The sequence below is a fragment of the Corynebacterium sp. ED61 genome (genome assembly GCF_015233855.1).
In the GTDB taxonomy this organism is placed as follows: Bacteria; Actinomycetota; Actinomycetes; order Mycobacteriales; family Mycobacteriaceae; genus Corynebacterium; species Corynebacterium dentalis.
This window is the reverse complement of sequence record NZ_JADGIT010000002.1, coordinates 125,484-137,574: the sequence shown is the minus strand read 5'-3', so window position 1 is coordinate 137,574 and position 12,091 is coordinate 125,484. Positions and strand designations below refer to the sequence as shown.

Below are 12,091 nucleotides of genomic sequence, written 5' to 3'. Positions count from 1 at the left end.
TACTCGCCGTTTCCGGCGCGGGCAGGTGCCTACCGGGTGTAGTCCAACACGGAGTACTCCTGCAGCTTGTTGAGCTGATGGACACTTTCGATGTGGCGGATGGTGCCGGACTTGGAGCGCATCACCAGAGAGCGGGTGATGGCGGAATTCTGGCGGTAGGAAACGCCACGAACCATGTCGCCGTTGGTCACGCCGGTGGCCACGAAGTAGCAGTGCTCGGAATTGACCAGATCCGAGGTGGTCAGCACGCGGTCCAGGTCATGGCCAGCGTCGATCGCCTTCTGGCGCTCGGCGTCGTCCTTAGGCCACAGCTTTCCCTGGATCTCACCGCCCATGCACTTCATGGCGGCCGCAGTGATCACCCCTTCCGGTGTGCCGCCGATACCCATCATGATGTCCACGGAGTTGGTCAGGTCATCTTGCGCGGCCGCAACGGCACCGGCTACGTCGCCGTCGCCAATTAGACGCACCTTGGCGCCGGCCTCGCGGATTTCGCGAATCAGGTCAGCGTGGCGAGGGCGATCCAGCACCACCACGGTAATGTCCCCAGGAACGGTGTTTTTGGCATTGGCCACGGCATTGATGTTGTGTGCCACAGGCGCGTCGATATCCACCTTGCCCACGGACTCTGGCCCTACGGCCAGCTTGTTCATGTAGAACACGGCGGATGGATCGTACATGGAACCGCGCTCAGCAGCAGCGATCACGGAGATCGCGTTGGGGCGGCCTTCGGCCATCAGGGTGGTGCCGTCCACGGGATCCACGGCGATGTCCACGGCGGGGCCTTGTCCGTTGCCCACTTCCTCACCGTTGAACAGCATGGGGGCTTCGTCCTTCTCGCCCTCGCCGATGACAACCACGCCCTGCATGGTTACCGAGTTGATCATCTGTCGCATGGCATCGACAGCCGCGCCATCGCCGGATTCCTTCTGTCCGCGGCCAACCCACTTGCCGGAGGCCAGCGCTGCGGCCTCGGTGACGCGCACCAGTTCCATTGCCAGGTTGCGGTCTGGCGCTTCACCGGTGCGCTGCGCGGAAGGGTTAACGTTTGCTTGGGCGGTCATCTGCACCAACTCATTTCGTTGTCATCAAGTCTGGGTTGCCTGTGTCTATCGTGTCCATTGTGGCACCGTTGTGGGCTTTCGGGCACTAACCGAAACACCGATTGGGGGGTGGGGCACCATTTAGTGCGATAATGACACCCGTGCGTATCGAAAAGCCTCGTGTATTCCAGTCCGCCAAGGATGTTTTCCTGACTTTGGGAGTGCTCCTGTTTGCCATGTTCTTGGTGGTGGGCTTCACTGGAATGTGTTCGGTGGATCCGGGGGCGCCAGAGGCCAATGGGCCGGTGCAGGAGGTGGATGCTCGGGGCATTTTGACGATGGATGCACGCGCGCTGAATTTCCCCATCCGCTACCCGGACATGCCGGACGGTTGGGTCCCGAACTCGCAGCGCCGCACCACGATTGGTCAGGAGACCTCCGTGGTCACCGGGTGGGTCATTGATGGTGACAAGTTCATTTCTCTTACGCAGACTCCCGCGCCGATGAAGAAGGCCGAGCAGCCAGATGATGATTACCGCGAGGAAATCCGCACGGAGGACATCGCTGGTCAGGAATGGAACGTCTTCGAGGGTGACGACGCCCGCCCCATCTGGGTCACCGACCTCGGCGACGTGCGCCTGATCATCGAGGCGATGGCCACCGATGACCTCGCCCGTCAGGCCGCGGAAGCGTCCGTGAAGGCCGAACCGATCTCCTAAACCGGGCTAGTCTTCGTAGTCCTCGCTGTCGGCATCGTCGCCTGCCCCGCGATGTTCGAGCGCCTGCTCGATGCGGGTCGACGCACCGTCCAGGTAGCGCTCGCAGTACGCCGCGAGCTCCTCGCCGCGTTCCCAGTAATTCAGCGATTCATCCAGGCTCATCTGTCCGAGCTCCAGAATCTTCACGATTTCCACCAGCTCATCGCGCGCCTGCTCGTAGTTCAGTTCCTCGAGTGGACGGAACTGCTGCTGTTCGTTGTCCTGTTGTGGGTTAGTCATCGATGTTGTCCGCTTCATTGTTGTTGGATGTTGTTGTGTTCTTTTTCTCGACGCCACCAGGTGCTACTTGCACTCCCATCGCCGCTGCGGTGATGGACCCATCCGCCACGCGAATGCGCAGCTGACTTCCGGGTTGCACCTGCTCCACGCCCGTCACCACCGCAGGCCCCGACCCGTCCCGAGGAACTACTTGCAGCACTGAGTAGCCACGCGCCAATGTCTGGGACGGACCCAGGGCGTTGACCTGTGCTTTCAGGGAAGAGATGTGATTGCGCCGCTCGCGGACGGCCAACCCGAGAGCGCGATCCTTGCGTTGCATGGTTTCCCGGACGATGTCCTGCTGTTGCTTGACCGGCAGAAGTGGATCCGCGAGCACTGGCCTGCTGCGGATGTTGTGCAAGCCTCGGCGTTCGTTGGCCACCCATCCGCGTAGGGCGCCGGAGGCGCGTCCACGGAGCTCAATGAGCAGCTGCTTTTCCGCCAGGACATCCGGAACCACGGTTTTCGCTGCATCGGTGGGGGTAGCGGCGCGCAGGTCAGCGACGTTATCCAAAACCGGGTTGTCGGGCTCGTGGCCGATTGCGGAGACGGTTGGCGTCGAGACTCGAGACACCGCACGCGCCAGAGCCTCCTCGCTGAAAGGAAGGAGATCCTCCACCGAACCGCCACCACGGGCGATGATGATCACGTCCACGGTGGGATCGCGGTCCAGCTTTTCCAATGCCTCGATCACCTGAGGGACTGCGGTGGGGCCTTGCACGGCGGTGTTGATGACCTCGAACTGCACGGCCGGCCAGCGGGACTGGGCAACGGAGAGCACGTCGCGCTCTGCCGCCGAACCGCGGCCGGTGATCAGTCCGATGCGGCGCGGCAGGAAGGGGAGGGGGCGCTTCAGACGTGGATCAAACAGGCCTTCGGCAGCCAGCGCCCGCTTGAGCTCTTCGATGCGCGCCAGCAACTCGCCGATACCTACGTGGCGCACCTTCGTTACCCATAGGGAAAACGAGCCGCGACCTGCATAAAACGCGGGCTTTCCATACATGATCACGCGGTCGCCGTTCTTCAACGGCGTGGTCATGGACCGCAACGTGGACGTGCTCAACGTCACCTGCACGGACGCCTGTTGTTCCACATCGCGCAAGGTCACGTAGGACAACTTCCACGTGGGCTTCATGTTGACCTGGGTGACCTGACCTTCCACCCAGATGTGGCCGAGGCGTTCCACCCATTGCTTGACCTTGGCATTGAGTTCCGCCACTGGCCAGGGGGCAGCCTCGCTGGGCGGGGAATCGGGGCCGGAAGAATCTTGGCTAAGTGAAGTCACGGTTATTCATTGTATGGGCAGCCGAGACAACGGCCGGGAGACCCGGCTGCAACAAGGGTCACTGCCTGAGGTTTGCTCCGTGTTATACGATGGCTGACATGACCATTACTAACACCGCCGAAACCGCCGATACTGGCCAGCCAACCCACGCTGACAAGCGGGTTTTGCTGGCAGCACCGCGAGGCTACTGCGCTGGTGTTGACCGCGCCGTGGAGACTGTGGAGAAGTCGCTCGAAAAGTACGGCGCACCGATCTACGTCCGCAAGGAAATCGTGCACAACAAGCACGTGGTGAAGACCTTCGAGGACCGCGGCGTGATCTTCGTCGACGAAACCACCGAGGTTCCCCAGGGCGCCAACGTGGTGTTCTCCGCCCACGGTGTCTCGCCGATGGTGCACCAGGAGGCCCGCAAGCTGGAACTGAACACCCTGGATGCCACCTGCCCGCTGGTCACCAAGGTGCACCACGAGGTTAAACGCTTTGCCAAGCAGGGCTACCAGATCGTGCTCATTGGCCACCACGGACACGAGGAAGTCGAAGGTACCGCAGGCGAGGCGCCCGATGTGGTGCACCTGGTTGACGGTCAGGATGACGTCAACGCACTGGACTTCCCGGAAGACACCAAGCTGATCTGGCTGTCCCAGACCACGCTGAGCGTGGACGAGACCATGGACACCGTCAAGATGCTGCGCGAGAAGTTCCCACACATCCAGGATCCGCCGAGCGATGACATCTGCTACGCCACCCAGAACCGCCAAGTCGCGGTCAAGGCCATCGCACCAAAGGTGGAGCTGATGATCGTGGTGGGCTCGCAGAACTCCTCCAACTCCAAGCGCTTGGTGGAGGTCGCGTTGCAGCACGGCACCAAGGAGTCCTACCTGGTGGACTACGCCGATCAGATCGACCTGGCGTGGCTCGAGGGAGTGAACAGCGTGGGCGTGACCAGTGGCGCTTCCGTGCCGGAGATCCTGGTACGCGGCGTGCTGGATCTGCTCGCTGAGCAGGGCTTCCCCACCGTGGAAGAGGTCACCACGGCCACGGAAGATCTGATCTTCTCCCTGCCACGCGAGCTGCGCCCCTCCCGCACCAATCGCGAGTAGGTTCTAGCGCTCGTCGTCGAAGCGGAACTCTGAGTCCTCGAAGGGCTTTTTGTTCGACGCCTGGTATCGGCGAGCTGGGCGGGGCAGCTCAGATTCCGTCCTCCGCGCGCCGCTTTCGGTCTGCATAGATTCCGAACGGGCGGCGCGCCTTTCTTCTGCGCGGCGCATCAGCTCATCGACAGTGTGGGTGTGAGGCACCTCTGTGGTGCGGGGTTCTCGGGGCTCAGTGCGCGTGGTGCGCGAGCGAACGGTGGTGTAGCTCGAGCGATTGGACTCGTCCGCAGCACGGCGACGCTGCCGGGCTTCGGCATCAGCAAAGGCGGCACGGGTGGCGTCGGCCTTAAAACGACGGAACCGCACCACCGCAATGATGATCGAAATAACGAACGGCACGGCCAGCCACAAAAAGTGCTCCACGGCAGGATACGCCGTGGTCAACAACATGGTCTTCTTCCCACCGACGCTGTTTGCGGGAGCAGCAATCCAGCCGATGAGCATGGTGCCGATCACGTAGTAAATCGGCAGCGTGACCACAATGAGAAACAGCCCACGCGGCTCCACCAACAAGGTGCAGACCACGCAGGCGATAGCGAAGAGAACAAAGAAAGACAGCGGGGCTGCGTCCTTCTCAAACGCAAAAACCAATCCGGTGATTGCGACAGCAATCATCACCAGTAGGGGAGCCCATACCGGAAAGAACGGGCGATCAGACGGCGCGGAGTGGCGAGACTTAGCGCGAGATCGATTTTGATTGGATTCAGACACAGGTAGGAATATTACTTCTCATTTTTCGCAGATTTGTCATTGCCCCGCAGTGGATTGAGAAGAGACGTGATATTCAGCTTCTCTGCCATGGAACGCTTCTGCTCGGACTTGGCGAAGTGACGCTTAGCAGCTTCCTCGCTCTGTGCGCCGGTGAGCGCACCTGCGGTGGTGGAGAACTTGATCTCCGACGAAGTCTTTTCTCCCGTGGCCAAATCCGTGAGGTCGCCCATGTAGCGGAAGGCCACCATGACCATGGCCGCGACAGGCACAGCCAGGAAAGCGCCGATGATGCTGAACAGGGTGGAACCGATGGTGATGGCCAGCAGGATGATGACGGGGTGAACGTTCATCGCGCGGGACTGCAGCACCGGCTGCAGGATGTTGCCCTCCAGCTGCTGCACTGCGATGATGATCACCAGCACGATTACGGCGGTGGTGAAATCATTGGCCACCAGCGCAACCAACACGCTCAGCGCACCAGCGGTGAACGCACCGATCATCGGGATGAAGCCGGCGAAGAAGGTGATCACGGCCAAGAAGCCTGCCAGTGGAACGCCCAGGATCACCAGGCCGATGCCAATGAAGAACGCATCAATGAAGCTCACCAGCGCCTGGGTGCGGATGAATCCGCCCAGGGTGTTCCACATGCGGGTCAGGACCTCGGTGAGGTGCCAGCCCACGCGGCGACCGGTCACTCGGCGCACCATTGGCAGGAAGTGCTCGCCATCCTTCAGGAAGAAGAAGGTCAGCACCAGCACGATCAGCAAGGTCACCAGAGCGGACAACGTAGCGGAGGCACCAGCGGCGACCTGAGTGGCGATAGTGCCAGAGCGCTCTTGAAGCCAAGCCGTGCCCTTATCCAGCGCGTCATTGAGCTGCGTGGCCTCGAGGTTCAACGGAGGTCCGGAGATCCAGTCCTGGATGGTGGTCAAACCATGGTTGGCCTTGTCCACCAGATCACTCGTCTGGGAGACCGCAGAAGGGGCGATCATCCAGAACACGCCACCGATGACGGCGAAGAATCCCACGATGGTTAGTAGCACCGCGAGGGCATTCGGGATGTGGAACTTGCGCAGCGTGCTTACCACTGGCCATAGCACCGTACACACGATCAGCGACAGCAGGATAGGCAGGATGCCTGCCCACAGCTTGCCGATGACGTTAAACAGAACGTAGCCCGCGGCCACCATGATGAGGAAGCGCAAGCACCAGCCGGCGAACCAGCGGACGGAGGTGCCGATGACCTCCGCGCGGTCGCGAACCTCAGGGCGCAGGCCTTCGTTCTCTCTCAGTTCCTTTTGCAAGGATTCATCGTCCGGATCCAGATCGTGGGCCTTGACGGCTTTGCCTTCGGCGGAATCATCCACGGGAAGACTATGCTCGGCATCGGAGCGGTCATCGGAGCCATCGCCATCTACCCCAGTAGGGACGGTGGGAGGCTCGGACGGATCGCCGCCGAGGGCGGTGCTATCCGGGGACTCTGGAAGAGGCAGCGTTGCCTCGGGATCTAGTCGCTCTGATCCTGCGAGGAAGTCAGCAAAATCCCGGCCATTGTGCTCAGAGCGTGGCTCATCATCACGCTTGTTAGGGCTCATTCTCCCTATTGTGCACTATGACTGGGAAGTGGGAAAGAAATACTTAACGATTCGACGCTGTCAGAGCGCGATCATCAGTACCAGGTGCATCACCAAGTTCGCCGGAGATGTCGTCATTGGTGCTATTGAGCATCACGACGGAGGCCACCAAGCCGCCCCAAATGATGAGAATGAACAGAACCATGAGCACGATTGCAGTTGCAGACATACTGGTTAAATCCTTTCGCTAGCTGGGGTGGACTCAGTGGCGGTTGCCTGAGCAAGTGGGTTCGGCTCACCCTTTGGGCGACCCTTGGAAGGCACACCGTAATCAGAACTTGGAACGCCAGTCAGAACGGTCTGGTTCTTGAACGGGATGAACGTCCACACCACGGCATTGACGATAATGAACGCCACCACGGCCCAGCCGTAGATGCCCAGCTGAGAGGTTGTGTAATCTCCGTAACCCTCAGTCAGCAGCGTGGAAACCTCCTCGTAGAGGAAGTAGATCAGGATCAGGGGAGTAGCGATGAATGCGCACAGTTGGTAGAGCCCGCCCACGCGCACCGAAGACACAGCATTGAGGTGTTGGGTGACTTCGTTGCGTCGACCAGTAATCCAACCCACTGTCACCAGGGCAACCACGGCACAGAACACGATGCCCAAGTTGTTGGTCCACTTATCCATGATGTCCAGGGCGACCAGGCCGGAGGTGGAAGCGAAAAGTACGGTGGACAGGATACCCATGATCGAACCGATGATGATCGCGGTCTTGGCACGACCCCATCCGAGCTTATCGTTAATAGCGGAGAAGACCACTTCCATGATGGAAATCAGGGAAGTCACGCCAGCCAAGAATAAGGTGAGGAAGAACAGCACGCCGAAGACTTCGCCGAACGGCATGTTGTTAATGATCGTCGGGAAGGCCACGAAGGCCAGGCCGATGCCGCTGGTAGCGACCTCATCCACGCCCACGCCCGCAGCGTGTGCCATGTAGCCCAGCGTGGCAAACACGCCGATGCCAGCCAGCACCTCGAAGGAGGAGTTAGCAAAAGCGGTCACCAGGCCGGTGTTGGCCAGGTTCGTACGTGGCTTGAGGTAGGACGCGTAAGTGATCATGATGCCGAAGCCCACGGACAAAGAGAAGAAGATCTGCCCATACGCGGCGATCCATACGCTGGAGTCCTTCAGCGCTTCCCAGTTAGGAGTGAAGAAAGCGTTCAAGCCTTCCGTCGAACCTTCCAAGAACAGGGAACGGACCACCAGGACGGTGAAGAGAACCACCAGGACAGGCACGAACACCACGGTCAGTTTGCCGATGCCACTGTTGACATTCAGCGCCAGAACCACGATAGAGAACAGCCATACGCCGATCATCACGAACAGAATGGGCAGTACGTAGTTGCCGGAGAAAGTGGAGGTGCCGTCCATCTGCAGGAAGTCATTGAACAAGTGGGTCTCTGGGTCATTGCCCCACGCCTTGGTGAAGGCCTTGACGGTGTAGATCGCGGCCCAGGCAACGATCGCGGCGTAGTAGACGGCGATGAAGAAGCTCACGCCCACCTTGAACCAGCCGATGACCTCGCCGTTTCCAGAGAGGCGGCGGAACGCCAGGGGAGCGGAAGCGCGCCAGCGGTGGCCGACTGTGAAATCGAACCACAGGATGGGGATACCCGCGGTCAGCAGTGCGACCAGGTAGGGGATCAGGAAGGCGCCGCCGCCGTTTTCGTAGGCGACGTAGGGGAAGCGCCAAATGTTTCCGAGGCCGACGGCAGAACCGATGGCGGCCATGAGAAACACGAGGCGCGAGTCAAAAGTGTCTCTCTTTGCGGGAGACTTTGCGGTGGCTTCAGCCATACTCATGCTCTTTCTTACTTGTAGGCGCTGGCTCTGGTGAAGATGTTCGCCCAACTTCACATACTTTGAGCTAGGTCACATCGAAGATGCTGAAGATGAATATATCTGTCTTGGAGCCCGCGAGCGTAATTTTTCCTGATAATTCCTAGGGAAAAACGTGGGTGCGCCTGTTGCGGGGGCGGTGAGCTGGAGGTGGGGTGCTGGCGTTTGGTGGAGGTGGCAGACGCGATAGGATAGCCCTCGTGACTCTTACTCTCGGAATTGTTGGACTGCCAAACGTGGGCAAGTCCACCCTGTTTAACGCCCTGACTCGCAACGACGTATTGGCTGCGAACTACCCGTTCGCCACCATCGAGCCGAATGTGGGCTTGGTGGAGCTGCCGGATGCTCGTTTGAACCGGTTGGCCGAGATCTTCGGTTCGGAGCGGATCCTGCCTGCGACCGTGTCCTTTGTGGACATCGCCGGCATCGTCAAGGGTGCGGCCGACGGCGAAGGCATGGGTAATGCGTTCCTCGCCAACATTCGCGAAGCCGATGCGATTTGCCAAGTTGTTCGTGCATTTTCCGACGACAACGTCATTCACGTCGACGGCCGGGTAGATCCTAGCGCTGACATTTCCGTCATTGAGACGGAGCTAATCCTGGCTGACCTGCAGACGATTGAGAAGGCAGTGCCTCGTCTGGAGAAGGAAGCGCGGAAGAATAAGGAGCTGACCGAGCAGGTCGAGGGAGCCAAAAAGGCTCAGGAGATCTTGGATGACGGACGCACTTTGTCCTCCGCTGCTGCGAAGGGTGAGATCGACTTGGCATCGGTGCGGGAGCTGCACCTGATGACGGCCAAGCCTTTTCTTTATGTCTTTAACTCTGATGAGTCGGTGCTGACGGACGAGGCAAAGCAGCAGGAGCTGCGCGACTTGGTGGCACCTGCCGACTGTGTGTTCTTGGATGCCGCTACTGAATCCGAGCTGCTTGAGCTGGATGACGAAGAGGCCGCCGAGCTGCTGGCTTCCGTGGGCCAGGATGAGCCGGGCTTACAAACGCTTGCGCGTGCTGGTTTCGACACGCTGGGGCTGCAGACTTATTTGACCGCTGGTCCGAAGGAGTCCCGCGCGTGGACGATCCGCAAGGGTTCCACAGCTCCACAGGCCGCGGGCGTGATCCACACCGACTTCGAGCGCGGCTTCATTAAGGCCGAGATTGTGGCCTTCGATGACTTGGACGAGCTTGGCTCCATGGCTGAGGCTAAGTCCCACGGCAAGGTGCGCCAGGAGGGCAAGGACTACGTCATGCACGATGGTGACGTGGTGGACTTCAAGTTCAACGTCTAGGTCCGTGGCAAGTCGGTAGCACGTTTTTCGATTCGACGCTTTGGGGCACTACCGGGGCTACCGGTGGTCTTCTTAGGCTGAGCGGTTCAGATTTCCTAACCTAAAGCTCGTTTGAGCGTGCTATTCGCTGGTGTGCCTCCGATGCTGCTGCTCATAAGGGGCGGGCGCTCCATGAATACAAGGCGTAGGTCGCGCCTGAGGTCAGACCGAGGCGGATGCCGTGGCTGACTGAGGCGTAGTCCGAGATTCCGCACCCCTGGCCTCTGGTGTACGCGCTAGCCCCGCTCGGGGTAGCGCACGAGGAGATCGTTGCCGATGACTGCGCCGTCGTTGAGCGTCGCCTCGCTCACCTTCGCCCCGGCTGCACCCAGGCCCATAATGTGGCCAACCTCGTCACCGTGGGCGATGAGGTGGTCGGCGATGATACGCCGGTGGCACCGCCACCACACTGCCTCGGAGCACATGATCGCGGTGGGGGTTTCGGCGGCGTTCGCCCGTAGCTGCGAGAGCGCGTCCGAGAACTCCCCACCCAGCGCATGGTCGGCGTAATTGTGGAAACTGCGGTTACGCCAGTTGCCGTTAACCTCAAACGGCACCGAGTGGGACACGTTGCGCCGCCCGGTGAGGCCCTCGCTTCTGCTGTAAGTGATGCCACATGTGGGAAGGTGCTCGGCAAGGTGGTCGCCGTTGAACCACGGGTACTTCCTGGACCCGGGCAGCTTGCGCACATCCACGATGGATGCCACACCGGCAGCCTTGATCATTTCAGCGAAGTCCTCGAACTCGAGGTTGGAGTGGCCCACGGTGAAAATGCGCATGTCGTCAATGCTACGCGCCAAGCGGGTACACCCACATCGGCGTCCAGGTATCGCGCATCGGCAGGTGGTCGGACCGGTAGAACGGGGGGGGGGAGTAGCAGACAGGACGTTTAATGCATTCGCGCCCGCCTTTGCGCGGCATCAATCCTATTTACTGCCGAGCGTTCCGCACGGACCGTTCGGTTAAGTTTCAACGGGTCGCTTGGGCGACATCGGAAGCCTGAATTAACCGTATGTGGGGTGAATCCCATGTATGTCTTGCTAAAGGACGCTGCTGCACGAGGAGCGGGGGTTGAGGCTACCTGGTGTGCACTCTATCTTTGCCGCACATAGCCGGGTGTGGTGGTTTTTAGCTGCTTTTCACGAATGAGAAGGTGACTTTGCAACGACACGTCGTGGAGTTTAAATTTAACGTCTAGCGACGCACCGAAGACTCGGCCGTAGTCGTCAGCGAAAGTTTTTCGGAAGAAGTCAGATTAATGCCTATGTGAAAGCCGATTGCACCTAGCTTTATGGGCACGACGTGAAGGACATGGGTTACCGCCCATGTAGTGCGGTCTTCCCATCCATAGCAGTCTTCAACGCGGCGGTTTCGTTAGAATCTGCCCCGTCGCCAGTGTTGAAGCCCTACAACGAGATGGGTGCATGGCGAGAAAATTCTGAAGCGACTTATTACTGACTTGCTATGAGCAATTTTATCAATTGAGGTGGGCTAGCTCCAGTCGGAATCCATCAGACCGGCTCGGATGGTGATGAGGGATAAGCAGCGGTGGACATGGGTGGAACGGTGCCTTCAGGAGAGGTCACGTAACTGAAACCCAGCCCCAATTCTGATCGGACCCGAAACGGCATCGATGTCAACAGGCTCCCCTTTCTGCAGAACCGTCACCTCACCAGTCCTCACGAGTTCCCCTGCTACGTCACGGGTAATAGGCATGAGATCTCGCCATTGATCGCCTCCCACCACACGGGCAGCCTCCGAAGGACAGATTGTGTTGCCTGCATCCCGATGTCGTAATAGAACTCGTATCGTCGCAGCTAGCCTTTCTCGTCGACCTTCGTCGGTGGCTTCCCACCATGGTTCCCCGCGCTCGCCTAGAGCGATTTTCGCGTCTTGAACTCGGAAACGCACGGAATCTCCGTGGGACTTCACCAATCGTCGTGCGGTCATTAGTTCTTCTACTAGCTGGGAGCGTAATTGGTCCGGAATTGACGGATCGCTTGCTCGCCATTTCCTTCCGTTCACGATGATGTGGCGTCCATCAGGGGTGCGCTCCGGTCCAT

The 12,091-nt window shown here is 59.8% G+C and carries 12 protein-coding genes; 3 read left to right on the top strand and 9 right to left on the bottom strand.

Going from position 1 to position 12,091, the window contains the following annotated elements:
- Positions 1-29: 29 nt before the first annotated feature.
- Positions 30-1,064 (bottom strand): class II fructose-bisphosphatase, encoded by a 1,035-nt coding sequence (gene glpX, locus IM764_RS02700; RefSeq protein ID WP_099297463.1) that lies wholly within the window; start codon positions 1,062-1,064, stop codon positions 30-32.
- 131 nt (positions 1,065-1,195) lie between these two features.
- Here glpX and IM764_RS02695 point away from each other — a divergent pair, with 131 nt between their 5' ends.
- Entirely contained in the window at positions 1,196-1,762 is a 567-nt protein-coding gene (locus IM764_RS02695) for a DUF4245 domain-containing protein (protein ID WP_099297461.1), read from the top strand.
- A 6-nt stretch (positions 1,763-1,768) separates the two neighbouring features.
- Here the strand turns inward: IM764_RS02695 and IM764_RS02690 are convergent, their stop codons facing one another.
- Positions 1,769-2,041, bottom strand: a complete 273-nt coding sequence (locus IM764_RS02690; RefSeq protein WP_194186801.1) for an exodeoxyribonuclease VII small subunit — start codon at positions 2,039-2,041, stop codon at positions 1,769-1,771.
- Complete coding sequence (xseA, locus tag IM764_RS02685) at positions 2,034-3,365, bottom strand: exodeoxyribonuclease VII large subunit (protein ID WP_194186800.1); 1,332 nt, start codon at positions 3,363-3,365, stop codon at positions 2,034-2,036. The genes IM764_RS02690 and xseA overlap by 8 nt, the downstream gene beginning before the upstream one ends.
- A gap of 98 nt (positions 3,366-3,463) precedes the next feature.
- Between xseA and IM764_RS02680 the strand changes: the two genes are divergently transcribed.
- The gene (locus IM764_RS02680) at positions 3,464-4,465 is read left to right on the top strand and encodes a 4-hydroxy-3-methylbut-2-enyl diphosphate reductase (protein ID WP_228073264.1); all 1,002 of its coding nucleotides are present in this window, start codon (positions 3,464-3,466) and stop codon (positions 4,463-4,465) included.
- 3 nt (positions 4,466-4,468) lie between these two features.
- On the opposite strand, the gene IM764_RS02675 is transcribed toward IM764_RS02680, so the two are convergent.
- From IM764_RS02675 to IM764_RS02660, 4 genes are read right to left on the bottom strand one after another with little or no spacing between them, the layout of a single operon-like run.
- Positions 4,469-5,230 (bottom strand): DUF6542 domain-containing protein, encoded by a 762-nt coding sequence (locus tag IM764_RS02675; RefSeq protein ID WP_194186798.1) that lies wholly within the window; start codon positions 5,228-5,230, stop codon positions 4,469-4,471.
- A gap of 11 nt (positions 5,231-5,241) precedes the next feature.
- Positions 5,242-6,825 carry an AI-2E family transporter gene (locus IM764_RS02670; RefSeq protein WP_194186797.1) on the bottom strand — a complete coding sequence of 528 codons (1,584 nt, stop codon included), beginning with the start codon at positions 6,823-6,825 and terminating at the stop codon, positions 5,242-5,244.
- Positions 6,826-6,868: 43 nt separating this feature from the next.
- Positions 6,869-7,033 (bottom strand): methionine/alanine import NSS transporter subunit MetS, encoded by a 165-nt coding sequence (gene metS / locus IM764_RS02665; protein WP_099297453.1) that lies wholly within the window; start codon positions 7,031-7,033, stop codon positions 6,869-6,871.
- Positions 7,034-7,038: 5 nt separating this feature from the next.
- The gene (locus IM764_RS02660) at positions 7,039-8,667 is read right to left on the bottom strand and encodes a sodium-dependent transporter (RefSeq protein ID WP_370551516.1); all 1,629 of its coding nucleotides are present in this window, start codon (positions 8,665-8,667) and stop codon (positions 7,039-7,041) included.
- 236 nt (positions 8,668-8,903) lie between these two features.
- Here IM764_RS02660 and ychF point away from each other — a divergent pair, with 236 nt between their 5' ends.
- Positions 8,904-9,989, top strand: a complete 1,086-nt coding sequence (gene ychF, locus IM764_RS02655) for a redox-regulated ATPase YchF (protein WP_194186795.1) — start codon at positions 8,904-8,906, stop codon at positions 9,987-9,989.
- Positions 9,990-10,264: 275 nt separating this feature from the next.
- Here the strand turns inward: ychF and IM764_RS02650 are convergent, their stop codons facing one another.
- On the bottom strand, positions 10,265-10,807 hold the full coding sequence (locus IM764_RS02650; RefSeq protein ID WP_194186794.1) for a DUF488 family protein: 543 nt from the start codon (positions 10,805-10,807) through the stop codon (positions 10,265-10,267).
- Between the two features lie 793 nt (positions 10,808-11,600).
- Complete coding sequence (locus IM764_RS02645) at positions 11,601-11,978, bottom strand: DUF3253 domain-containing protein (protein WP_200818321.1); 378 nt, start codon at positions 11,976-11,978, stop codon at positions 11,601-11,603.
- Positions 11,979-12,091: the final 113 nt, after the last annotated feature.